We start from the raw sequence: 23,579 nt of genomic DNA on the forward strand, positions 1-23,579 counted from the left end.
CGAACGCCACCGCCGAACCGCCCCAGACTTCCGCGCATACCCGCGTCAGCGCCGCCGTCAGCGTCGTCTTGCCGTGGTCAACGTGACCGATGGTGCCCACGTTGACGTGGGGCTTCGCGCGCTCAAAAGTTTCCTTTCCCATTCCAACAGTCTCCTTTCCACGGCGGCAGGCGCCACGATCTGTACGTCAATCCCGGCGGGTCGCCGGCGACCGGCTACCGCTGCATAAAAAAAGAGCAGGGAATGGAGCTCATAACCGGACTTGAACCGGTGACCTCTTCCTTACCAAGGAAGTGCTCTACCGACTGAGCTATATGAGCCTTACCCTTGCCCTTCTGGAGCGGGTAGCGGGAATCGAACCCGCATCATCAGCTTGGAAGGCTGAGGTTCTACCATTGAACTATACCCGCCCGTTAAACCGTCGCCTCGCAACCCAAGCTGCAAACCAGCCGCCCCGGTACCGCGCAAGCCGCTGATCTTCAAACATTTTCTGGTGGAAGGGGGTGGATGACTCGGACCTTCGGCCCGCTCCCGCCGGGTCACCGCCTGCGGCGGCGCTGCTCGGCGCCCTGCGCCTCGCTCGAACCGGTCCGAATCCACCGTTCCACACCTTCCCGTCAACGACTCTCGAGTGGCGACAAGCCGTTGATAACACTGTCCATATGGTGGAGGGGGGTGGATTCGAACCACCGAAGCTTTCGCGTCAGATTTACAGTCTGATCCCTTTGGCCACTCGGGAACCCCTCCGGAAGGCGGCACATTGTCCAGAGGGTGCATGGCCTTGTCAACCGCTTTTGACGGTCAATGAGGCGCCGCGGGCGTCCCAGCTGCTGTAGAGCCGCGAAACCCGCCGGGACGTGGAGCTGGCGAGAGGAATCGAACCCCCGACCGGCTGATTACAAATCAGCTGCTCTACCTACTGAGCTACGCCAGCCAAGTGAGAGCGCGATAGTAGGCGGAAAGCGGCTCGTCATGCAATCCGAGCCGCGAGAGCCAGGCCCTCGAACACCAGGTCCTGCCGGTACTCGGCGCGGGTCCCGGGCGTCAGCGCGAGAAGCGCCTCGCCCCCGCCGCCGCTCGCGATGACGATCGGCGTCTCGCCGCCGGCAGCCGCTTCGGCCAGCGCCAGCTGAAGCGCACCCGCCTGGGCCAGCGCGATCCCGCGGTGCACACAGTCGGCGGTGGAGCATCCGGGGGCAAGCGAGTCGGCCGCGCCCGCTTCGAAGCGCACGCGATCGGTATCTGCAAGGAGCGCTCTTGCCATGAGCGCCGCGCCGGGAATGATGTAGCCGCCCTCATGGCGGCCGTCAGCGGCGACAAGGTCGATGGTCAGCGCCGAGCCCGCGTCGACGACACAGAGCCGCTCGCGGCACCGGGCCCGGGCCGCGGCCATGGCCAGCCAGCGGTCGACACCCATGCGCTGGGGGTCCGCATAACTGTTGACGAGGTCGCCGCTACGCGCGGTGGCGCGGGCAAACCAGGGCTCGACAGCGAAGCGGTCACGGACGCGCCCGGCGAGCGCGGCTTCCGTCACCTCGCTGGCCACGCTGGCGACCTGCACGCCGACAACGGTTGCTGGCTGCGCCAGCCAGGCCTCGTCCGTCGGCGCGCAGGCGCCGCGGCCCAGCACCGCTTCAGCACCCGAACCCGCGTCGCCCCCGATGAGGCGCCACTTCAGGCGGCTGTTGCCGAGGTCCAGTTGCAGGATGGCGTGCCCGCTCATTACCGCCGCCTCAGGGACACCTCGCCCCCGTGGATCGGGCGCAGGCCGGTGGTGGTCTCGAGGCGCAGGGCGCCGCGCTCGTCCACGCCGCGGGCAACACCCGCGAGCCGGGTCTCACCGGAGAGCACCTGCACCGGCGCACCGGCAAAGGCGTCCAGCGCTTCCCAGCGTGTCCGCCAGGGCTCGAAGCCCTGGCTGCCGAAGGCACCGAGCAGGGGCAGCACGCGCCCCAGCACCGCCGCCAGCAGCAGGCTGCGCGAGGGCGGCACACCCCCTGAGAGCGTTGCGAGATCCGTCCACGGCTGGTCGATGGTGCTTGCTGCGCCCTCGGGCATGCGCACGTTGAGACCCATACCTACCACCGCCCGGCAGGGGCCGTCGGCGTCACCGCTCATTTCGATGAGCACGCCCCCGAGCTTGGCGTCACCGGCCAGGAGATCGTTCGGCCACTTCAGGGCGACCCCGCCGAGGCCGAGATCCGCCAGCGCCTCGGCGAGGGCGACCCCCACGGCAAGGCTCAGGCCCTCGAGCGCCGCAGCGCCCTGCGCGAAAGTCCAGCCAACGGAAACATAGAGATTGCGGGCGAAGGGGCTCGCCCAGCTGCGGCCCCGCCGGCCCCGTCCGGCGAGCTGGCGCTCTGCCGCGCAGACCCGGGCGAGCCCCGCAGGGTCCGGCGCCTCGCGCAGCAGCGCGGCGTTAGTGGAATCCACGCTGTCGACGATCGAAAGCGCCGCCAGCAGCGATCGGGCTTCGGCGGGCAGGGCCGCGCGCACGGTGGTCTCGTCGAGCAGGTCGAGCCCTCCCGGGATGCGGTAGCCGCGGCCGCGCACGGACTCAAGCGTGATACCCAAGGCCTCGAGGTGGGCGAGCTGCTTCCACACCGCAGTGCGGCTGACGCCGAGCTCCCCGGCGAGCACCTCGCCGGAGTGGAACTCACCGTCCGCGAGCCGCCTGATCAGGTCTGCCTGGGCCATGGAATCGCGCCTTGCCTTGGAGCGCGCATCGTACCGCAAGGGGCCCTGGCCTGTATCCGCGCGCGCCGCTTGCTTTACGTTAACGTAAACGTGATCTAGACTCCCGCGTAACGATCTGGCGCAGGCAGGGCCATGAGCGAAGGCAGCTACAGCATCTCGGAGTTGGCCCGGGAATTCGGCATCACCACCCGGACTATCCGCTTCTACGAGGAAAAGGGCTATGTCCACCCGCGCCGGCAGGGCGGCCAGCGCCGCTATACCCCCGCGGACCGGGTGCGCATCAAGCTGATCCTCCGCGGCAAGCGCATCGGCCTGTCGCTCGCCGAGAGTGTCGAGATCATCGACATGTACGAGCCGGGCGCGAGCAACGCCGCGCAGCTCGCCTCCCTGATCGAACGCATCGCAGAGCGGCGGGCTCGGCTTCTCCGCCAGCGCGCGGACCTCGACGCCATGCTCGAAAGCCTCGACGAGGTCGAAGGCCTCTGCCGCGACGCCCTCGAAGACCGCCGCGCCGAGGACAGTGCGCGCGCCGCCGCTACCGCCAGCCCCGCAAGGAGACATGCATGAACACCGGTTACCCCACCCTGAACTTCGGCCTGGGCGAAGAGATCGACATGCTGCGGCAGTCGGTCTACCAGTTCTGCCGGAAGGAAATCGCTCCGCGGGCCGCGCAGATCGACCGCGACAACGAGTTCCCGGGGGACCTTTGGCCGAAGTTCGGCGAGCTGGGCCTGCTGGGCATCACCGTGGACGAGGCCTACGGGGGCAGCGGCATGGGCTACCTCGCGCACAGCGTCGTCATGGAAGAGATCAGCCGCGCCTCCGGCTCCGTGGGCCTGTCCTATGGCGCCATGTCCAACCTCTGCCTGAACCAGATCCAGAAGAACGGCAGCGAGGCACAGAAGGCGAAGTACCTGCCGAAACTCTGCACCGGTGAGCACGTGGGAGCCCTGGCCATGTCCGAGCCCAATGCCGGCTCGGACGTCGTCTCCATGAAGCTGGCCGCCCGCCGCGACGGCGACGAGTACGTCCTCAACGGCAACAAGATGTGGATCACCAACGGGCCGGATGCCGATGTCTACGTCATCTATGCAAAGACCGACCCGGCCGCCGGCGCCCGCGGCATCACCGCCTTCATCGTCGAGCGCGACTTCCCCGGCTTTTCCCGCTCGCCGAAGCTCGACAAGCTGGGCATGCGCGGCTCCAACACCTGCGAACTGGTCTTCGAGGACTGCCGCGTACCGGCGGAGAACGTCATGCGCGGCGAGGGCGAGGGAGTGAAGATTCTCATGTCGGGCCTCGACTACGAGCGTACCGTGCTCTCCGGCGGTCCCGTGGGCATCATGCAGGCCTGTATCGACGAGGTGCTGCCCTACCTGCACACCCGCGAGCAGTTCGGCCAGCCCATCGGCACCTTCCAGCTCATGCAGGGCAAGCTCGCCGACATGTACGCGGACCTCAACGCCTGCCGCGCCTACCTCTACGCCGTGGCCGCTGCCTGCGACCGCGGCGAAGAGACCCGCCAGGACTGCGCCGCGGTGATCCTCTACACCGCCGAAAAGGCCACACAGCTCGCTCTCGAGGCGATCCAGGCTCTGGGCGGCTTCGGCTACACCAACGAGTCGAACGCCGGGCGCCTGCTGCGCGACGCCAAGCTCTACGAGATCGGCGCCGGCACCTCGGAGATCCGCCGCATGCTCATCGGCCGCGAACTGTTCAACGCCTCCGCCTGAGGACGACACCATGCCGAAGCTCACCAGCCAGGCCGACCTCAACAGCCCCCAGGCCGAGGCCAACGCCGAGGCCCTGCGCGCCCAGGTGGAAGACCTGCGCACCCTGGTCGCCCGCCTCGCCGAAGGTGGCGGCGAGCGCGCCCGGGCGCGCCACGTGGAGCGCGGCAAGCTGCTGCCGCGGCAGCGCCTCGAAGCCCTCCTCGACCCCGGCACGCCGTTCCTCGAGCTGTCCCAGCTCGCTGCGTACGAGGTCTACGAAGACGACGTGCCCGGCGCGGGTCTCATCACCGGCATCGGCCGGGTCGAGGGCGTCGAGTGCATGATCTTCGTCAACGACGCCACGGTGAAGGGCGGTACCTACTACCCGCTCACCGTGAAGAAGCAGGACCGGGCCCAGCGCATCGCCGCCGAGAACCGCCTCCCCTGCCTGTATCTCGTCGACTCCGGCGGCGCCTTCCTGCCCCTGCAGGACCAGGTCTTCCCGGACCGGGAGCACTTCGGCCGCGCCTTCTACAACCAGGCCCGCATGTCCGCCGCCGGCATCCCGCAGATCGCCGCCGTGCTCGGCTCCTGCACCGCCGGCGGCGCCTACCTGCCGGCCATGGCCGACGAGTCCATCATCGTCCGCGAGCAGGGCACGATCTTCCTCGGCGGCCCGCCGCTGGTTAAGGCCGCCACCGGCGAGGTCGTGGACGCGGAAACCCTCGGCGGCGCGGACGTGCACTGCCGCGAGTCGGGCGTCACGGACCACTACGCCAACAACGATGCCCACGCCGTCGAGCTGGTGCGCCGCGCCGTCGCCCGCCTCAATTGGCGCAAGCAGGTCACCCTGGATGTCGCCGAGCCCGTCGACCCGGCCTACCCCGCCGACGACCTGTACCGCCTCATCCCCGCGGACACGCGCCGTCCCTTCGACGTCCGCGAGGTCATCGCCCGCGTGGTCGACGGCTCGGATTTCGACGAGTTCAAGGCGCTCTACGGCGACACCCTGGTCTGCGGCTTCGCCCGCCTGCACGGCTACCCGGTGGGCATCGTGGCCAACAACGGCATCCTTTTCTCGGAGTCCGCCGTGAAGGGCGCGCACTTCGTCGAGCTCTGCACCCAGCGCAAAATCCCGCTGGTGTTCCTGCAGAACATCACCGGCTTCATGGTCGGGCGCCAGTACGAGGCCGGCGGCATCGCCCGCCACGGCGCGAAGATGGTCCACGCAGTGGCCTGCGCCGACGTCCCCAAGTTCACGGTGGTCATCGGCGGCTCTTTCGGCGCCGGCAACTATGCAATGTGCGGCCGCGCCTACGATCCTCGCTTCCTTTTCCTCTGGCCCAACGCCCGCATCTCGGTGATGGGCGGCGAGCAGGCCGCCGGCGTCCTCGCCACGGTGAAGCAGGACCAGCTCGCCCGCGAGGGTAAGTCCATGTCACCGGAGGAAGAGCAGGCCTTCAAGCAGCCGATCCTCGACCGCTACGAGGCCCAGGGCCACCCCTACTACGCCTCCGCCCGTCTCTGGGACGACGGCGTCATCGACCCCGCGGACACCCGCACGGTCCTGGCCCTCGCCCTCTCCGCCAGCCTCAACGCCCCGATACCGGAGTCGCGGTTCGGGGTGTTTCGGATGTGACGCTATGCAATTGGCTGAAGGTTCCGATTTCTCTTCTGTGAACCGGCATGAGTATCTGGTCGGGCAAATACGGTGCTCCGTGATGCCGTCGCCGCGGGACAGGGTGTGTGGGACACGCTACAAGCACATCCATGTGCGCTCGGCGCCGGCCATCCATGGCCGGCGACGGTCCCACACACCCTGTCCCGCGCCGCCGGCAGGCCCTGCCAGCATAAAGCGCGGCAGTTTCGTTCCTCTTCCCTCGGCAGGCTCTGCCAACACCGAAAGCAACAGCTCCGATCCTCTTGATTCCAGCTCGCGTTTGGGGAATAGCACCGCGACAGGCGCCAGGGCTGGGAAAACCCCTTCGGGATCGTCGCGGGCCATGGATGGCTCGCGCCGAGCGCACATGGATGTGCTTGTAGCGTATCCCGAAGGGGTTTTCCCAGGCCTGGCGCCGGCATCGAAGGGAACCGCACTTACGACGCAAGCACTGAATCGGAAATTCTCGAATGACTGAACAGACTGTCACGACGAACATCGACGAACGAGGCATAGCGACGGTCACCCTCGACCGGCAGGAAAAGCACAATGCCTTTGACGATGGGGTGATCGGCGAACTGCGGGAGGCATTCCGGAGCCTGCGCGAGAACGCCAGCGTGCGGGTGGTGGTGCTGCGCGGGGCCGGCAAGCACTTTTCGGCTGGGGGTGACCTTGCGTGGATGCGGCGCATGGCCGAGTACGACTACGGGCACAACATGAAAGATGCCGAGCAGCTGGCGGGCATGTTGCAGGACCTGTACCGGCTGCCCATGCCCACCGTGGCGGTCGTGCAGGGGGCGGCGTTCGGCGGGGCGGTCGGACTGGTGAGCTGCTGCGACATGGCGCTTGCCGGGAATCGGGCGCGCTTTGCGCTGTCCGAGGTCCGTATCGGTCTCATCCCCGCGACCATCGGGCCCTACGTCGTCAGGGCCATCGGCGAGCGCGCGGCAGGCCGCTACATGCTGACCGGGGAGGCCTTCGACGCGGCCACGGCGCTGCGGCTGGGGCTGGTCAGCGAGACCTGCGCAGACGACGAACTGGAGGCTCGCGCCGCGGCGCTGGTCGACGAACTGCTCGCGGGCGGGCCGGCGGCGCAGCGGGCGGCGAAGAACCTGGTGCGCAGCGTGGCCGGGGCTGCGCTGACACCATCGCTCATCGAGGATACCTGCGCACGCATCGCTCACATCCGCGTCTCCGAGGAAGGGCAGGAGGGGCTGTCGGCCTTCCTGGAAAAACGCGCGCCCGCCTGGCGCGGACCAACCGGCGAGGAGAGCTGAGATGTTCCGCAAGGTACTCATCGCCAACCGCGGCGAGATCGCCTGCCGGGTGATCCGCACCTGTCGGCAGCTTGGCATCGGCACCGTCGCCGTCTATTCCGACGCGGATGCGAGCGCCCTGCACGTGGAGCTGGCGGACGAGGCCGTGCACCTGGGGCCGGCGCCGGCGCGGGAATCCTACCTGCGCGGCGACGCGGTGCTCGCCGCGGCGCGGCGCACCGGGGCCGAGGCGATTCACCCGGGCTACGGTTTCCTGTCGGAGAACGCGGCGTTCGCCGAGGCCTGCAAGGCCGCCGGCGTCGTCTTCATCGGCCCGCCGGCGAGCGCCATCGCCGCCATGGGCAGCAAGTCTGCGGCCAAGCAGATCATGGAGACGGCGGGCGTGCCGCTGATTCCCGGCTACCACGGCGACGACCAGGACGCGGCCACGCTGCGGGCGGCCGCCGATGGCATGGGTTACCCGGTGTTGCTCAAGGCAACCGCCGGCGGTGGCGGCAAGGGCATGCGCGTGGTGGAAAACGCCGCGGGCTTCGACGATGCGCTGGCTGCGGCAAAGCGCGAGGCAACGGCAAGCTTCGGCGACGAGCGCATGCTGGTGGAGAAATACCTCGGCCGGCCGCGGCACGTGGAGGTGCAGGTGTTCTGCGACGGCCACGGCGGCGCGGTGTACCTCGCCGAGCGCGACTGCTCCGTGCAGCGCCGGCACCAGAAGGTACTGGAAGAAGCGCCCGCACCGGGGGTGGACGCCGCCCTGCGCGCACGCATGGGCGAGGCAGCCGTGGACGCGGCGAAGGCCATCGACTATCGCGGCGCGGGTACCGTCGAGTTTCTCCTCGACGAGGACGGGCAGTTCTACTTCATGGAAATGAACACCCGGCTGCAGGTGGAACACCCGGTGACCGAGCTGATCACCGGGCAGGACCTCGTCGAGTGGCAGCTGCGCGTGGCCGCCGGCCAGCCGCTGCCGCTGGCACAGGACGGGATCACCATCCGCGGCCACGCCATCGAGGCCCGCGTGTACGCCGAGGATGCAGAGCAGGATTTCCTGCCCGCCACCGGCCGCCTCACCTACCACGCGCCCCCGGCCGAGGATCGGCACGTGCGCGTGGACAGCGGCGTGCGCAGCGGCGACGAGATCTCCATGCACTATGACCCGATGATCGCCAAACTGGTGGTCTGGGACGAAAACCGGGACCGGGCCCTGGACCGTCTCGCCGGCGCCCTGCGCGCCTACCGCACTGCCGGCACGGTCACCAACCTCGGCTTCCTCTACAACCTCGCTACCACGGCAGCCTTCCGCGAGGCGCAGCTCGACACGGGCTTCATCGAGCGCCACCGGGAGGCGATTTTCCGCGACGCGCCCGGCACCGTGGCCCGGGATATCGCGGCCTGCGCGGCCGCCCTGGCCTGCCGGCAGGCCGAGGCGACCGGCGCCCCGGCCGGCGACCCGCACAGCCCCTGGGCGGCGGTGGGCGGCTGGCGCATGAATGCCCTGCACCGGCAGCCGATGATCCTGCACTGCCACGGGGCGGACCACAGCGTGATCGTCGAGCATCTCGGCGCCGGGCAGTATCGCATTCACGGCGCCAACCGCGCTCAACGCGAGGACGCAGCGCCCCCGGGAGCCGGCGAAACGCTGGCTGTGGGTGCAGTCCCGGCGGGAGCGGCGCTTGCTAAGAGGAGGGCCTGGCCGCAAGCCGCTGCAGGCGGCACCCTCGAACTCGACCTGACCCTGGACGGCCACCGCCAGCGCGCCCTGCTGGTCGAGGCGTCCCCGGGCTGGACCCTGTTCTTCCCGGACCGGGCCTGTCCCTTCCACGTCGTAGCGCCGGATACCGGCGAGGGCGGGGGTGCCGGCGCCCTGGCCGGCCTGACGGCACCCATGAACGGCCGGGTGATCGCCCTGCTCGCCGAGCCCGGTGCCACGGTGCGCGCCGGTACGCCGCTCATGATCCTGGAGGCCATGAAAATGGAGCACACGGTAAAAGCGCCGGTTGACGGTACCGTGGACAGCTTCCGCTTCGCCGCCGGCGACCTGGTGGACGGCGGCGCGGCACTCGTGGACTTCAGCCCGGCGGAGGCGGCGGCATGAGTGACGACCGCGCCACGTTGATCGAGGTCGGCCCGCGGGACGGCCTGCAGAACGAGCCGGGCGAGCTGCCGCTGGCGGTGAAGCAGCGGCTCGTCGAGGACCTCGCGGACGCGGGGCTCACCGTGATCGAGGCGGGCAGCTTCGTGAACCCGAAATGGATACCGCAGATGGCCGACAGCGAGATGCTGTTTGCCGCCATCACGCGCCGGCCAGGGGTCCGCTATGCGGCGCTCACGCCCAACCTACGCGGCTTCGAGCGGGCCGCGGCCGCCGGGGCGGATGAAGTCGCGGTGTTCGCCGCGGCCTCGGAGAGTTTCTCGCAGAAAAACATCAACTGCAGCATCGCCGAGAGTATCGACCGGTTCCGCCCGGTCATGGCCGCGGCGGAAGCCGCGGGTATTCCCGTGCGCGGGTACGTCTCTTGCGTGCTGGGCTGCCCGTACGAAGGAGCCATCGCCCCGGCCGCGGTTGCCGCGGTAACCGGCGACCTGCTCGAGCTCGGCTGCTACGAGGTGTCCCTTGGCGACACCATCGGTGTCGGCACCGCGGGCGGGATGCGCGCGCTGCTGGAGGAACTGCTCGGCGCCTTCGGCACGGCGCAGCTCGCCGTGCACTGCCACGATACCTATGGCCAGGCGCTCGCCAACATCCTCGCCGCCGTGGACCGAGGCATCCGCCGCATCGATGCCTCCGTGGCCGGCCTCGGCGGCTGTCCCTACGCGCCCGGTGCCTCGGGCAACGTCGCCACCGAGGACGTGGTCTATCTCCTCGAGGGTCTTGGCCTCGACACGGGCGTGGACCTCGATCGACTTGTCGCCGCCGGCAACCGCATCAGCGGGTTCCTCGGGCGGCCGAGCGGTTCCCGAGTCGCCCTGGCCCGGAGCAGCGGCTGAGCGGAGAAACGGCCGGCGGCGCCGCTAGGCGCCGGACGCAGCGAGCCCGCTCCACCCCCGCCCACCCCGGGACGGACTCCTCCGCCGCGATGGCCTGTGCTACCTTCCCGGCCATGCCCGTGACCACGCCACCACCGCTGCGCATCGCCACCGCCACCTTCGTGACCGCGGCGGGGCTCGCGCAGGTCGCCATGCTATGGGTCTTCGACCTCGGAGCGCCGGTACTGCTCACGGCGCTGGCCGGAGGCTGCTACCTGCTGCTCGGCCTTGGGCTGTACGGCGTATCCCGCTTCGCCCTGGCCCTGGCGGCTGCCGTCTGTGGCGCCCGGGCCTGGCTGGCCTTTGCGCCGGTCCCGGTCCCCAGCTGGGAGCAGCTGCGCACGGGGGCCGACCTGCTGGTCACGGTCTGTGCCCTCGGCCTGCTCTGGCAGGCCCGCCACGCGCCGGCACCATGATCGATCCGCTCATTATTCTCACCGCCCTCGCCACGGGCATGCTGGCCCGGGCCATTGGCCTGCCGGCGCTGGTGGGCTACCTCGCCGCCGGCTTCGTGCTGCACGAACTGGACGTCTACGGCGGGGCGATCCTGGCGACGCTCGCGGACCTCGGCGTGACCCTGCTGCTGTTCACGATCGGCCTAAAGCTGCAATTGCGGGACCTTCTGAAAACCCACATCTGGGGCACGACGCTGCTGCACATGGCAGCCACGCAGGGATTCTTTCTCGGCGTGCTCTGGGGCGTGGCGCAGCTGTTCCCGCAGCTGGGGCTGGACCTCGGCGCAAAGCTGGTGATCGCCTTCGCTTTTACCTTCTCGAGTACCGTCTTCGTCATCCAGATCATGCAGGAACGCGGCGAGATGGCCTCCCGCCACGCCAATCTCGCCGTCGGCATCCTCATCATCCAGGACCTGGCCGCGGTGCTCTTCCTCGCCTTCACCACCGGCAAGGTGCCGCAGCCCGCGGCCTTACTCCTGCTGCTGGCCATTCCCCTGCGGCCGTTGCTGCTGCGGCTGCTTGCCCTGGCGGGACACGGTGAATTGTTCACCCTCTTCGGCCTCGCCCTCGCCTTCGGCACCGCGAGCGTCTGCGAGGCCGTGGGCATCAAGGGCGACCTGGGCGCCCTGCTCATCGGCGCCCTGCTCGCCGGGGACCAGAAAGCAAAGGAACTGTCCTACAACCTGATGCTGTTCAAGGACCTGTTCCTGGTGGGCTTCTTCCTGTCCATTGGCCTCGGCGGCTGGCCTGCGCCCGAGGTCATGGTGCTGGCGGCGGTCCTCGGTGCCCTGGCGCTCCTGAAACCCCTGCTCTACTTCCCGCTGCTCACCTGGCTGCACACGCCGCCGCGCACGGCGCTGCTTGCGGCCAATGCGCTGGCCAACCACTCGGAGTTCGGCCTCATCGTGGTGGCCGTCGCGGCCAGCGCCGGCTGGGTGGAGCCGGCCTGGAGTGCGGCGCTGTCCATCGCCATCGCGGTCAGCTTCACCCTCGCCGCACCGCTGAACAGTCTCTCGCACAGCCTCTACCGGCGACACCGGGAGCAGCTGGCCCGCTTCGAGTCTACCCGGGTGCAGGCGACCCACGGCGATACCCGCGACGTGAAAGTGCTGGTGCTCGGCATGGGCAACATCGGCACCGGCGCCTACGAGACGCTCGCCCAGCGCTATGGCTGGCAGGTCCTGGGCGTGGACGACAACGACCGCAAGCTGGCCGTGCACCGCGCCATGCATCGGCGGGTCGAGGCGGCGGACGCGTCGGACCCGGACTTCTGGGCACGCCTGGACCTCGACAAGGTGGAGTTAATCCTCCTCGCGCTCACCAACCACCAGGAGAACATGCTGGTGGTGCGCCTGCTGGACGGCCTCGGCTACCGGGGCGACGTGGCAGCGGTGGTGCGCTTCGCGGAAGAGGCGAAAGAGCTCGAGAGCAAGGGTATTTCCACCTTCAACCTGTTCGCCGAGGCGGGCGCCGGCTTCGGTACCCACGCCCTGCGGGTGCTGGAACGGCCGGCCCGGTCCGAGGCTAGGGGGTAGGGGTCATCGTCGCAGGCAGCGGCGCCCGCCGCCAGAGCCAGGGCAGCGCGAGCGCATTCGCCGCCAGGTAGGCCGCCGCCGCGGTGAGGAAGGGCAGCGACCCGGCACCGGCCCACGCGAGCGCCGGCGCGGCCGCGAACAGCCGCAGCGCATCCCAGGCCACGGCCCGGTGCGGCGCCATGGCCTGCAGCCAGAAGGCCGTGGTGACCGTCGTGGCGATCATCACCGCCCACAGGATAACGCCCTGGGCGTAGCCGAGGGTCGTCCACTGCATGTAGGCCAGCAGCGCCACCACGGCGACCAGCTGGCAGAGCCCGTAGGCGGGCACGCCGGCAGCCACCGCCGGGTCGAAGCGCTGGAAGCGGGCGAGATCGGGCTTGGGCCGCGGGTCCGATGCTTCCACGTCTGCGGGGCGCCAGCCCGTGCGCGCCACCCAGACCTTGAGCTTGTCGCCCCGGCGCTCTGCCCGCCAGCTGTCGCGGACCATATCGACATAGATGTGGGTGAGCGCCTTCACCGGGTTGAAGCTGTGAATCGGACCGCGGATGCCGTAGATGCAGGGCTCGTCGTCGAGCTCCTCCTGGAAGGTGCCGAAGAGCCGGTCCCAGAGTATGAACACGCCACCGTAATTGCGGTCGACATAGCGGTCGTTCTGGGCGTGGTGCACCCGGTGGTTGGAAGGCGTTACGAAAATCCACTCGTACCAGCCGAGCTTGCCCACGTGCTGCGTATGCACCCAGAACTGGTAGATGAGGTTCAGGGAGCCGACGGTGACGAACACCTCGGCCGGCACCCCGGCGAAGAACAGCGGCAGGTAGAAGATCCAGCCGAGGAGGAAGCCGGTGCTGGTCTGGCGAAGGGCCGTGGAGAGGTTGTAGTCCTCGCTCTGGTGGTGGGCGACATGCGCCGCCCAGAGGATCGTCCGCTCGTGGCCCAGGCGGTGCAGCCAGTAGTAGCAGAAGTCGTAAAGGACGAACGCGAAGACCCAGGTCACCCAGTGGCCCGCATCGAGCCGGGCGATGGCGAGGCTCTCGCCCACCCAGTGGTAGACGAGACCGCCGACGCCGAGGGTGACGAAACGCCGGGCCTGGCTGAGCGTGCCCAGGAACAGGCTGCCGACGGCGTCGTTGACGCGGTAGGTATTGCGCCCCGTGCGCAGCCCCCAGGCCAGCTCGACCAGCATGGCGGCGATGAACAGGGGTACGGCGTAAACGACCAGGTCCATGCTTCACGCGTCCAGGTCGGGGATCATCTCGTCCTTGAGGCGGGCGATGGCATCCTTGAGGCGCAGCTTTTCCTTCTTCAGGCGCTGCAGCAGTATCTGGTTCTGGTAGGGGAAGCCCTGCATTTCCGTAATCTTGTTATCCAGCGCCCGGTGCCGGGCCTGGAGCTGCATGAGGCGCATGGCCGGCGTGAGCGTCTCGTTCGCCGCCGCCTCGCCATTCGGTCCGCCCTTACCGGGCGGCCATTTCATCATGCTGCACCATGTTGCTGTATCCGGCCACTTGGGGACGTCCACTATACCTCCCCGCCCGGGGGACAGAAATAGGGGGAGGCATGTCGCGGCGGGGGCACCCCGACCCGACAACCCGGGCAGGCTGATCGGCGCCCGCGCTCACAGCTGCGCCAGCAGCTCCCGCCAGAGCGGCAGCGACGGGTCAGCCACCGCGAGGAAGTGGGGGCTCAGGAGCGTGTCCCGAGCGTTGTAGCGGAGCGGCTCCCCATCCAGCCCCAGCACGGCTCCGCCGGCAGCCTCGAGCAACGCCTGTCCAGCCGCAACGTCCCACTCGCTGCAAGGCGAGAAGCGGGGGTAGACATCGCCCTGCCCCGCAGCGAGCTGCACGAACTTGAGCGCACTGCCGCTGTTCCGGCGCTGCACGGGCCCCGCCTCGGCCTCGAGATAGGCGATGGCACGCTCGAGGCGGGCATTGCGGTGGCGCCGGCTCGCCAGCACCACCACCCCTTCGTGCGCCGGCGGCGTGGCGCTGACCGGGTAGCGGGCCCAGCCGTCCCCGTCGGGCAGACAGCGCCAGGCGCCCTCTCCCGGCACGCCGACCCAGGCGGCGCGCTCCAGGGGCAGGTAGAGAATGCCGAGCACCGGCCGCTGTCGGTCCACGAGGGCGATATTGATCGTGAACTCGCCGGTTCGACCGAGGAACTCCTTGGTGCCGTCGAGCGGGTCCACGACCCAGAGCCGCTCCCAGCTGCGCCGATCGGCGATCGCCGCGGGCTTCGACTCCTCCGAGAGAACAGGCACCGCAGGGGAGAGCCGTTCGAGCCCTTCGATGAGAATGCGGTGGGACGCGATATCCGCCCGCGTAAGCGGTGAATCGTCGGCCTTGGCTCGGAATTCGTCCGCCCGGCTGGAACTATACTCACTGCAGATGGCATCGCCCGCGGCGACACAGAGGTCGAGCAGGGCATCGGTGGCCGTGGGATGCAGGCCGGCTGTCATGGGCTTACCTTCACCCCGTCAGCATACCACCGGCCCGGCGACGGACCCTGCAGCGCCGGGCCGAAACCCGCATAATGGAGCCCTAGCTCCAACGCAGCGAAGGGCCGCAAGCAACCGTGATTGACTGGGACAGCATCGACACCGTCCTCCTGGATATGGATGGCACGCTCCTCGATCTGCATTACGACAACCACTTCTGGCTCGAATACCTGCCGCAGCGCTATGCCGATCTCAAGGGCATCTCGCCGGAAGAGGCCCTGGAACAGATGCGCGGCCATTTCGACGCATTGCACGGCACGCTGGCCTGGTATTGCCTGGACCACTGGTCGAAGCTCCTGGACCTGGACATTCCTGCACTCAAGCGGGAGATCCGCCACATGATCCGCATTCGCCCGCACGCGCTGGAGTTCCTGCGCCGGCTGCACGTGAGCCCGAAGCAGGTGGTACTCGTGACCAACGCGCATCCCGTCACCCTGGATATCAAGATGGCGGAGATCGACATCCGTCCCTGGTTCGACGACGTGGTGGTATCGCACCAGTTCGAAGCCGCGAAGGAAGAACAGCGCTTCTGGGAGCGGCTGCAGGCACAGCATCCCTTCGACCCGGCCCGCACCCTGTTCATCGATGATACGGAAAGCGTGCTCGAGGCCGCCCGGGTGTACGGTATCGCCCACCTCCTGACACTCCTGCAGCCCGACAGCCAGCGACAGAAACGGCTGGCTACGCGCTTCCCCGGTATCCACCACTTCGATGAGATCATGCCCGGAGTCGCGGCATGAGCGGCGACAGCGCTTCGGGCCTCACCCGGCTGCGCGTGGACAAGTGGCTATGGGCCGCGCGCTTCTTCAAGACCCGCAGTCTCGCCAAGGCGGCTATCGAGGGCGGCAAGGTGCAGATGAACGGCCAGCGGGTGAAGGTTTCCAGGGAAATCGGCCCCGGTGATGTACTGCGCATCCGCCAGGGCTGGGACGACCGCGAGGTTACCGTGCTCGCCGTTTCGGATCAGCGCCGCGGCGCGCCGGAGGCACGGTTGCTGTACGCGGAAAGCGCCGAGAGCATCGCCCGCCGCGAGGCCGAGGCCGAAGCCCGCCGCGCTGCCGGCGGCATCACGCCGAACCCCAACCGCCGCCCGAGCAAGCGCGAGCGGCGGCTGATCCACCGGTTCAAGGATGTCTCCGGGAGCTGAGCCATTCCCCGGGGCAGGCGGGCCGTCTACACCGCCACGATCCGGTTCCGCCCCTCGGCCTTGGCCTGGTAGAGCGCCGCATCCGCCGCATCGATGAGATTGATCGGGTCGATATCGCCGTCCGGCGCCACGGTGAGAATCCCCTGGCTGACGGTCACCCGGTCGCTATTGCCGGAGCTGCGATGCGGGATGTTCTCCTCGTGTACCAGCTCCGCCAGGCGCTCGGCCGTGCGCCGGGCGATCGCGGCGCCGGCCCCCGGCAGGATGAGGATGAACTCCTCGCCACCGTAACGGCCCGCCACCTCCCCTGCCCGGCTCGTGGCCTTGGCGAGAATATCGCCCAGGCGCCGCAGTACGTCGTCACCTGCAGGGTGGCCGTAGGTGTCGTTGTAAAGCTTGAAGTAGTCCACGTCGATGAGGATCAGCGAGAGCTCGCCGCCGTTCCGTCGGGCCCGGTTGATCTCCTGGCGCAGCACGTGGTTCACCAGGCGACGATTGCCGAGCCCGGTGAGCTCGTCGATGTTGGCGAGATCCGTCAGCTGGCGCCGGGCCTCCTTCAGCTGGCGGTTGCGGTCGCGCAGGGAGCCGGTGAGTTCGCCCAGTTCCCGGGCCATGGCCTCCCGTTCCCAGCTCAGGGAGATCATCGAGCGGAAGGACCCGTGAATCCAGTTGCTCACTACGAGCAACAGCGTGCAGACGGATAGCAGTACCAGCCCGACGAGCAGGTTGTGGGGCTGCTCCCAGACATGCACCAGGCTCCACCAGCCGATGGGGAATAGCGAAGTGAAGAGAAAAACCAGGAAATACTCCCGGACCACGACCATCACGGCGAGCGAGATGGTGGTGATCAGCACGATGATCAGCAGGAGGACGTACTGGATGGTGAGCGGCACCCGCGGCGCAACGCCGATGTAGGTGACCGACCAGATCGCGCCGGTCACCAGCGCACCGAAGATCAGGCGCCAGAAAAGGCGCCTCGGGTCCCGCTGGTAGGCCCGTTCGGCCAGCGCATTGCTCATGTGGAGGGAACGCAGAAGCAGCAGGATCAATACCATCGACGCCCACAGCAGCAGCTGCGTGAGCTCGAAGTAGGGCCATAGCAGCGCCACGACGGCCAGCGCCGCGATGAAGTTCGAGCTCATGCTGGCCACGCGGCCATTCTGCATGAGCATCTCCAGCTGTGCGGCGAAGAGCTCGTCGTCTCCGATGTGAGGCTGGTAGATCATCCGTACAGTCTACCCCCACCCCGTCGATGCGCCAGCGCGGTTTTACAGGGCTGCGACGCGGGTCACAGGGCGGCCGTTGCCCGGACCCGGTGATTGGGCGACACTCCGGAGCGGACTGGGGGGACGAAGGGGGCCGGGCGACAGCCGATGTTCGAGTGGCAGAACATACGCATGTTCTTCGGCATCCTGCTTTGCCTGCCGCTGCTTCATCTCGCGTGGCTGGTGTCCGGCGAGTTTCGCGCCTACCTGGACCCGTCGCCGAAGGCCTGGGCAGAGGAAATGCAGGCCATCGTCCGCGCCGACGAGACGCTCACCCTCCCGGAGAACCCGGTGCTCGTCGTCGGCGGACGGCGCGTTGCGCTCTGGGACGACCTGCCGGACATGCTCGCACCGCATCCTACGTTGCTGCGAGGCCTCGGCGACGCGACCATCGAGGACATCACCCACTACTACGACCGGCTGATCGGCTACTACCGTCCCGATATTCTGGTGCTGCTGCCGAGCTACGCGGACCTGCACCTGCGGGACGACAAGCGGCCCGACGACCTCGTTGCCGCCGTCCGCGACCTCGTCGAACTGAATGCACGCCACCTGGCAACGGCCATGGTGTACGTGATCGCCCCGCTGAAAATGCCGCTGCACCCGGCTGACGATGAACGCATCGAGGCCATGAGTGAGGCCCTGGCCGCCTGGACCGCCAGCGAGCGCGGTGTCGTCCTCATCGATGCCAACGACCTCCTGGCAGGGCCGGACGGGCGTCCGAATCCCGCGCTCTACCGCGGCGACGGGATCAACCTGAACGAGGCCGGCTACCTGCGGTTGGCCATGGTTCTGCGGGAGGCGCTCAGGAACGCCTAGGGGTCCCGGACCAGCTCGCTGTCGCGGATCACTGATCCGTATCAATGGCAGAACGCATAACGGGTCACAGGGGCTGGAATTATGCGCTACTATTCACCCATGTTTGCAGAAATCCCGACAGTCCGCCCCGCCACGCCGCTTCTCGATGCCGTGGACGCCGGGCGCTCCATCCGCGACCTGAGTGAGGAGGAGCTGAACCAGCTCGCGCACGACCTGCGTGCCTACCTTCTCTACAGCGTGGGCCAGTCCGGCGGGCACTTCGGTGCCGGCCTCGGGGTGGTCGAGCTGACGATCGCGCTCCATCACATCTTCAACACGCCGGAGGATCGCATCGTCTGGGACGTCGGCCACCAGGCCTATCCCCACAAGATTCTCACAGGGCGCATGCAGCGGATGCATACCATGCGCCAGGCTGATGGTCTCTCGGGCTTCCCCAAGCGCAGCGAGAGCAAGTACGACACCTTCGGCGTCGGCCATTCGTCCACCAGTATCTCCGCCGCCATGGGCATGGCCCTGGCCGCAGAAAAGCAGGGTATCGACCGCCGCGTGGTCGCCGTTATCGGTGACGGCGCCATTACGGGCGGCATGGCTTTCGAGGCCCTGGCCCACGCCGGCGACGTGCGCCCCAACATGCTGGTCGTCCTCAACGACAACCAGATGTCGATCGGCTACAACACCGGGGGCCTGGCGACCTACTTCGCCAAGATCTGGGCCAGCAAGACCTACATCACCATGCGCGAGGGCAGCAAAAAGGTCCTCAAGAAGATGCGGCCGGCCTGGGACCTTGCAAAGCGCACGGAAGAGCACATGAAGGGCATGGTCGCTCCGGGCACCCTGTTTGAGGAGCTCGGCTGGCACTACATCGGCCCCATCGACGGCCACGACCTGCCCCAGCTCGTGCAGACACTCGAGAACATGCGTGATCTGAAGGGCCCGCAGTTCCTGCACATCTGTACCCGCAAGGGTCGCGGCTACGAGCCCGCGGAGCAGGACCCGGTGGGCTTTCACGCGATCAACAAGATCGAGGCGCCCAAGGCCGAAGACAAGCCAGCGCCCACGCCGGTACCGGCCAAGCCGAAACCCAAGCTGCCCAAATACCAGGACGTATTCGGGCGCTGGCTGTGCGATATGGCCGAGAAGGACGACAAGCTGGTCGGCATCACCCCGGCCATGTGCGAGGGCTCGGGCATGGTGGAATTCGCCAGGCGCTTCCCGGACCGCTTCTACGACGTGGCCATCGCAGAGCAGCACGCTGTGACGCTGGCCGCCGGCATGGCCTGCGACGGCATGAAGCCGGTGGTCGCCATCTACTCCACTTTCCTGCAGCGGGCCTACGACCAGTTCATTCACGACGTCGCCATCCAGAACCTCGACGTGACCTATGCCATCGACCGCGCAGGCCTCGTCGGCCAGGACGGCCCTACGCACCAGGGCGCCTTCGACCTCTCCTACATGCGCTGTATCCCGAACCTGGTGGTCGGCGCGCCATCGGACGAGAATGAGTGCCGGCAGATGCTGTACACGGCCTACCAGTATCCCGGGCCCGCAGCCGTGCGCTATCCGCGCGGTACCGGGCCGGGAGCGCTTATCGAAGACGACATGACGGCCCTGCCCATCGGTAAGGGTGTCGTCGTGCGCGCGGGCGCCGACATCGCCATCCTGAATTTCGGCACGCTGCTACCAGAGGCCCTCGAGGCCGGCGAGCAGCTGGGCGCCACCGTTGTCGACATGCGCTGGGTGAAGCCGCTTGACGAGGCACTGCTCCGTGAACTGAGCACCGGTCACAAGGTGTTCCTGACGGTCGAGGAGAACGCGATTGCCGGCGGAGCCGGGTCCGCGGTGAGTGAGTTCCTCGACAGCGAAGGCATCGTCGCTGCAGTGCATCGCTCCGGCATCCGTGATCAGTTCGTGGAGCACGGCTCCCAGGGACAGCAGCGCGAACGGCAGGGCCTGACGGCGGAACACCTGGTACGGCTGGTAACGCCAGCCACCGGCCAGGAAGAACCGGAATCTGTCGCCTCCATCCGGGTCCAGGCCTGAACTGACCAGGCGGACCCGGGGACCCACGTGCCGGCATCGCGTTATACAGTTGCCCGCCTTTGCCCTAACCCCGGCCCTGACCCCGCATTGGCCCGCGCCACGCAGAGCGCCGGTAGTTTTAATCGACCGTTAATGGCCTTGATGGCCTGCTTGAATAATGCAGACGAGTTTCAATGCATTGCGAGGCTGCTCCAAAAAAAGATGCAATATAAGCGCGGAGGAAAGGCACGGCTTTGCGCGCAGAGAAATAGTATAAAGACTCTGGACCTTCCCTGAACTGATCAGTTTTCCGGGCAGCTGCAGATCTTATTTTGGCCGGGAGCCACAGTTTCTGCGCGCAGGATTCGATGAATACTAATTTGGAGTTCAAAGTGTATAATCTTTGCCTTATACCAAAGCAAAGGAATATACCGATGTCCACCTTCCGTGACCTGCTCTCTTCCAAGACCACGCTAAAGGCCGACGCACGCAAGCTCGCCATCGATGAGTTAGAAAAACTCATCAAGGCCCTGAACGAGGTCCTCGCTGCCGAAAAAGCAAAAGCGGCGAAGAAAGAGGAAGCCGCCCGGGAGGCGAATATCCGCAAGATCAACAAGCTGCTGGCGGAAACGGGTCTCGACCCGGAAGACCTGAAGAAACGGAAGGCCGGCAAGCGCAAGGCGGCCACGAAGGCCCGCGGCAAGGCCGGCAAGCGTGCCAAGGTCAAGCCCAAGTACCGGCTGGTCGTCGATGGCAAGGAGCACCTCTGGTCGGGCCGCGGCCGCGCGCCGAAGGTTTTCCAGGCCCACTTTGATGCCGGCAACAGCAAGGAAAGCTGCCTCATCGAATCCGCCGGCAAGCGCTGATACGCCCCGCCGCGGCGGCACCGACCCGGCCGTCGCGCAGTCCCTCCCCGCCCTAGGGCAGCGCTCGACGGCACCCTGAGACAAAACTCACCGGGGCCTGAGGGAACCGGGCTCAGCTACCTGTACTTGTCCGCGGGCGTCGATAGACTTCGTCCTATCGGCAGCAGGAGCGGAAGAGCCGCCCGGGAGGCCCGTGGCAAAGGATGGCTTGCCAGCCAATGGCGTAATCTGCGGCGAGTTTCCTGCCGACCGAATCCCGCGAAAGCACCACCTGGCGCTCTGGCGTCGTGTCTGCGCCGGCGAATGCGAGGTCATACCTCTCTCGGAAGCTTGGCTGTTCCGGGACGACATCAAGTCCTGCGCCCTTTGCGATCTCCTGCTTACCCGCCAGGCCATGAGTGCGACCCGCTACGAGCGCACGAGCCGACACGTCGAGCGCAGCGGCGATGCCTGGATCGTGCTCTGGTACCTGCGCAGCGGCAGCTTGTCCGCGGCCTTCGACGATCGCACCCACGTCCGCCTGGAGCCCGGATCTCTCTGCGCGCTGGACTGGAGCGTTCCGCACGTCGCTGTCGCCACCGACTACGAGCTGGTCACGGTTGCCTTCCCGCGGAGCCAGGTGCCGGCGGCAGAACTCATGGGCTCTCGAACGCCGGCGGTCACCTGGGCGCAGGGCAGTGCGCAGGCGGAGATCCTGGGCAATGCGCTCGAGCACCTCCTGTCGCAGTTGCCCCAGCTCGACCGCGACGCGGCCGCAGCCCTGGCTGCCGGTTTCACCGGCCTCCTCGGCGGCCTGCTGCTCGCCGAGGGCGAGCTGCTGCGCAATCGCTATGCCGAAACCTCGCGCGCTGACGCCATGAAGCAGTTCGTCAACGAGCACCTTCGCGATCCCAGCCTGGGCGTACAGACGCTCTGCGAGCGATTCCACTGTTCCCGGGCAACGGTGTACCGCTTGTTCGAGTCCGAGGGGGGCGTCGCCTCCTACATCCAGCGCCAGCGGCTTCACGCCTGCATGCGCGAACTAACCCGCATAAAGAGCCCGCCCAAGGGCGTGCTGGAGCAGGTGGCTTCGGCCTGGGGTTTCACCAACCCGCACCGGTTCAGCCGCCTGTTCCGGGCCCAGTTCGGCCTCTCGCCGCAGGAGGCCCTGCGCGCACAGGCGCCGCCGGGCCCGAAGCAGCCGGCATTGCGCAGCGAGCAGGACTACTGGCAGTACGCAGAGGTGCTCAATGGATGGATCGCCAGCCGCAGGAGGCGTTGAAGCCGTCGGCATCACCGGAAGCGCATGCACGGATTGCGAGCAAATGTCTCAGCTAAGTTGCTGCTTTATCCCGACTTCGTCACCTCACAATCACCCTGGGTCCCCGGCCGCTGACCTGTTCAGGTCGCGCTCTCGTAAACAAAGAAAAGCAGTTAACAGGGCTGGCGACCATGGCGGGAAAGCTCGGAGAAGACGCGGCGGACGCGCGGGCAGCACTCGGGGGTAGGTACCGGTGACCTTGCCTGCATCAGGCAACGAACGTGTGCTACAGCGTCTCTGCGTCCGGGCAGGCAAGCTGCCGCAAGCGCAGCACCTGGCCGCTGTCCGGCTCGCCCTCGATGGTCACTGCGAGGTCTCGCCGCTCACCACACCCTGGTCCCTGCAGCGCGACATTGAGAGCTGGCGCGTCGACGGCCTGCTGCTAAGCCGCTGGAGCATGTCCGCTGCGCGCCATGAGCGCAGCAAGGCACTGGCTGACAGCGGCGGCAACGATTGGCTTCTGCTACGCATGCTTCAGCATGGCCGACAGGCGCTTTGCATCGAAGACCGCCACCACGTAACCGCTACCACCGACACGCTCCTGCTCACGGACTGGTCCCTGCCCTGGGCCTGCAACAGTAGCGATTGCGACCTGATCACCATCGGCATACCGCGCAGCCGGCTCCCGGCCAGCAAACTGCTAAACCGCAAGATTCCCGCTCTCAGCTGGGAGCGCAGCTCCGCCGAGGGCACGCAGCTGGCAGCCATGGTGGAACTGCTCTGGCACCAGCTGCCCAACCTCGACGCCGCCAGCGCCCACGGCATCGCCCTCGGCTTGGTGGGCTTCCTAGACGGGCTGCTTGGCAACCATCCGCTGCTCCTGCGCGCCCAGTACGCCAATACCTCACGCCTGGCCGCCATGAAGTCGCTGCTCAACGAGCGCCTCCGGGACCCGGAGCTCGGCGTCGCCACGCTCTGCGAGCACTTCGGTTGCTCCCGCGCCACGGTCTACCGCCTGTTCGAGAGGGACGGCGGTGTGGCGGCCTTCATCCTGCAGCAGCGGCTGCAGCGCTGCCTGCGCGAGCTCACGAGCGGCCCCTGGCCCGCGGAGGCATCGCTCGAGGCACTGGCCAGGCGCTGGCACATCGGCGGGGCGTCGCGCCTCGAGCGGCTCTTCGCGACGCACTATGGTCTGTCCGCGGGCACCGTGGTCGCCGCCCGCCTGGCAGCGGAGGCCGCCCCCGGCGGGAGCACCAGCCTTCAGTTCCAGCACGCCGACGCGATCAACCGGGCCATCTCCGAGGGCAGCGGATTCTGCCCCGAGGGGCCGAACCAGGACCTCCCGGCACCTGCAGTCTCGGTGCGTTGA

22 protein-coding genes and 4 tRNA genes are annotated in these 23,579 nt (G+C 67.8%); 15 read left to right on the forward strand and 11 right to left on the reverse strand.

The annotated features are described in order from the left end of the window. The 7 genes from RKE50_RS03505 to birA form a co-directional block, all read right to left on the reverse strand. Nucleotides 1-142: GTP-binding protein (locus tag RKE50_RS03505; protein WP_350034460.1), on the reverse strand; the 142-nt coding region annotated here is incomplete at its 3' end. 102 nt (nt 143-244) lie between these two features. Beyond that, nucleotides 245-320, reverse strand: a tRNA-Thr gene (locus tag RKE50_RS03510). A 16-nt stretch (nt 321-336) separates the two neighbouring features. Continuing rightward, nucleotides 337-410 (reverse strand) — tRNA-Gly (locus RKE50_RS03515). A gap of 253 nt (nt 411-663) precedes the next feature. Continuing rightward, a tRNA-Tyr gene (locus RKE50_RS03520) sits at nt 664-747 on the reverse strand. Between the two features lie 111 nt (nt 748-858). Then, nucleotides 859-934 (reverse strand) — tRNA-Thr (locus RKE50_RS03525). A gap of 36 nt (nt 935-970) precedes the next feature. Then, on the reverse strand, nt 971-1,723 hold the full coding sequence (locus RKE50_RS03530) for a type III pantothenate kinase (protein ID WP_350034462.1): 753 nt from the start codon (nt 1,721-1,723) through the stop codon (nt 971-973). Further along, nucleotides 1,723-2,697 carry a bifunctional biotin--[acetyl-CoA-carboxylase] ligase/biotin operon repressor BirA gene (gene birA, locus RKE50_RS03535; RefSeq protein ID WP_350034464.1) on the reverse strand — a complete coding sequence of 325 codons (975 nt, stop codon included), beginning with the start codon at nt 2,695-2,697 and terminating at the stop codon, nt 1,723-1,725. The genes RKE50_RS03530 and birA overlap by 1 nt, the downstream gene beginning before the upstream one ends. Before the next feature lie 132 nt (nt 2,698-2,829). On the opposite strand from birA, the gene RKE50_RS03540 reads away from it, so the two are divergent. The 8 genes from RKE50_RS03540 to RKE50_RS03575 all read left to right on the forward strand — a co-directional run bounded on the left by RKE50_RS03540 (nt 2,830) and on the right by RKE50_RS03575 (nt 12,360). Continuing rightward, a complete protein-coding gene (locus tag RKE50_RS03540; protein ID WP_350034466.1) occupies nt 2,830-3,264 on the forward strand; it encodes a MerR family transcriptional regulator in 435 nt (144 codons plus the stop codon). Then, nucleotides 3,261-4,430 carry an isovaleryl-CoA dehydrogenase gene (locus RKE50_RS03545; RefSeq protein ID WP_350034468.1) on the forward strand — a complete coding sequence of 390 codons (1,170 nt, stop codon included), beginning with the start codon at nt 3,261-3,263 and terminating at the stop codon, nt 4,428-4,430. Before RKE50_RS03540 ends, RKE50_RS03545 begins: the two co-directional genes overlap by 4 nt. 10 nt (nt 4,431-4,440) lie before the next feature. Then, nucleotides 4,441-6,048 carry a carboxyl transferase domain-containing protein gene (locus RKE50_RS03550; protein WP_350034469.1) on the forward strand — a complete coding sequence of 536 codons (1,608 nt, stop codon included), beginning with the start codon at nt 4,441-4,443 and terminating at the stop codon, nt 6,046-6,048. 491 nt (nt 6,049-6,539) lie between these two features. Next, the gene (locus tag RKE50_RS03555) at nt 6,540-7,346 is read left to right on the forward strand and encodes an enoyl-CoA hydratase/isomerase family protein (RefSeq protein WP_350034471.1); all 807 of its coding nucleotides are present in this window, start codon (nt 6,540-6,542) and stop codon (nt 7,344-7,346) included. Between the two features lies 1 nt (nt 7,347). Then, nucleotides 7,348-9,438 (forward strand): acetyl-CoA carboxylase biotin carboxylase subunit, encoded by a 2,091-nt coding sequence (locus RKE50_RS03560; RefSeq protein WP_350034472.1) that lies wholly within the window; start codon nt 7,348-7,350, stop codon nt 9,436-9,438. Next, nucleotides 9,435-10,331: a hydroxymethylglutaryl-CoA lyase gene (locus RKE50_RS03565; RefSeq protein ID WP_350034474.1), complete on the forward strand. Its 897-nt coding sequence runs from the start codon at nt 9,435-9,437 to the stop codon at nt 10,329-10,331. Before RKE50_RS03560 ends, RKE50_RS03565 begins: the two co-directional genes overlap by 4 nt. Nucleotides 10,332-10,420: 89 nt before the next feature. Next, a complete protein-coding gene (locus RKE50_RS03570) occupies nt 10,421-10,786 on the forward strand; it encodes a hypothetical protein (RefSeq protein ID WP_350034476.1) in 366 nt (121 codons plus the stop codon). Then, nucleotides 10,783-12,360 carry a cation:proton antiporter domain-containing protein gene (locus RKE50_RS03575; protein WP_350034477.1) on the forward strand — a complete coding sequence of 526 codons (1,578 nt, stop codon included), beginning with the start codon at nt 10,783-10,785 and terminating at the stop codon, nt 12,358-12,360. Before RKE50_RS03570 ends, RKE50_RS03575 begins: the two co-directional genes overlap by 4 nt. Here RKE50_RS03575 and RKE50_RS03580 read toward each other — a convergent pair. The 3 genes from RKE50_RS03580 to cysQ form a co-directional block, all read right to left on the reverse strand. Then, nucleotides 12,350-13,585 carry a sterol desaturase family protein gene (locus tag RKE50_RS03580; RefSeq protein WP_350034479.1) on the reverse strand — a complete coding sequence of 412 codons (1,236 nt, stop codon included), beginning with the start codon at nt 13,583-13,585 and terminating at the stop codon, nt 12,350-12,352. The two genes, RKE50_RS03575 and RKE50_RS03580, sit on opposite strands and share 11 nt — an antisense overlap. A 3-nt stretch (nt 13,586-13,588) precedes the next feature. Further along, entirely contained in the window at nt 13,589-13,834 is a 246-nt protein-coding gene (locus RKE50_RS03585; protein WP_350034678.1) for a YdcH family protein, read from the reverse strand. A gap of 141 nt (nt 13,835-13,975) precedes the next feature. Beyond that, nucleotides 13,976-14,815 carry a 3'(2'),5'-bisphosphate nucleotidase CysQ gene (gene cysQ / locus RKE50_RS03590; RefSeq protein WP_350034480.1) on the reverse strand — a complete coding sequence of 280 codons (840 nt, stop codon included), beginning with the start codon at nt 14,813-14,815 and terminating at the stop codon, nt 13,976-13,978. Between the two features lie 116 nt (nt 14,816-14,931). Here cysQ and yrfG point away from each other — a divergent pair, with 116 nt between their 5' ends. Both yrfG and RKE50_RS03600 read left to right on the forward strand, forming a co-directional pair. Further along, nucleotides 14,932-15,594, forward strand: coding sequence for a GMP/IMP nucleotidase (yrfG, locus tag RKE50_RS03595; RefSeq protein ID WP_350034482.1), 663 nt, complete (start codon nt 14,932-14,934; stop codon nt 15,592-15,594). Then, nucleotides 15,591-16,001 carry an RNA-binding S4 domain-containing protein gene (locus RKE50_RS03600; protein ID WP_350034483.1) on the forward strand — a complete coding sequence of 137 codons (411 nt, stop codon included), beginning with the start codon at nt 15,591-15,593 and terminating at the stop codon, nt 15,999-16,001. Before yrfG ends, RKE50_RS03600 begins: the two co-directional genes overlap by 4 nt. Nucleotides 16,002-16,027: 26 nt before the next feature. On the opposite strand, the gene RKE50_RS03605 is transcribed toward RKE50_RS03600, so the two are convergent. Continuing rightward, entirely contained in the window at nt 16,028-17,227 is a 1,200-nt protein-coding gene (locus RKE50_RS03605) for a GGDEF domain-containing protein (RefSeq protein ID WP_350034484.1), read from the reverse strand. A 147-nt stretch (nt 17,228-17,374) separates the two neighbouring features. On the opposite strand from RKE50_RS03605, the gene RKE50_RS03610 reads away from it, so the two are divergent. The 5 genes from RKE50_RS03610 (at nt 17,375) to RKE50_RS03630 (ending at nt 23,579) form a co-directional block, all read left to right on the forward strand. After that, nucleotides 17,375-18,085, forward strand: a complete 711-nt coding sequence (locus RKE50_RS03610; RefSeq protein ID WP_350034486.1) for a GDSL-type esterase/lipase family protein — start codon at nt 17,375-17,377, stop codon at nt 18,083-18,085. Nucleotides 18,086-18,184: 99 nt separating this feature from the next. After that, nucleotides 18,185-20,125, forward strand: a complete 1,941-nt coding sequence (gene dxs, locus RKE50_RS03615; protein ID WP_350034679.1) for a 1-deoxy-D-xylulose-5-phosphate synthase — start codon at nt 18,185-18,187, stop codon at nt 20,123-20,125. A gap of 413 nt (nt 20,126-20,538) precedes the next feature. After that, a complete protein-coding gene (locus tag RKE50_RS03620) occupies nt 20,539-20,970 on the forward strand; it encodes an H-NS histone family protein (RefSeq protein ID WP_350034488.1) in 432 nt (143 codons plus the stop codon). A 193-nt stretch (nt 20,971-21,163) separates the two neighbouring features. Beyond that, nucleotides 21,164-22,231 carry a helix-turn-helix domain-containing protein gene (locus tag RKE50_RS03625; RefSeq protein WP_350034489.1) on the forward strand — a complete coding sequence of 356 codons (1,068 nt, stop codon included), beginning with the start codon at nt 21,164-21,166 and terminating at the stop codon, nt 22,229-22,231. Between the two features lie 262 nt (nt 22,232-22,493). Further along, nucleotides 22,494-23,579 carry a helix-turn-helix transcriptional regulator gene (locus RKE50_RS03630; protein WP_350034491.1) on the forward strand — a complete coding sequence of 362 codons (1,086 nt, stop codon included), beginning with the start codon at nt 22,494-22,496 and terminating at the stop codon, nt 23,577-23,579.

The sequence above is a fragment of the Pseudohaliea sp. genome, assembly GCF_040217025.1.
GTDB lineage: Bacteria > Pseudomonadota > Gammaproteobacteria > Pseudomonadales > Halieaceae > Pseudohaliea.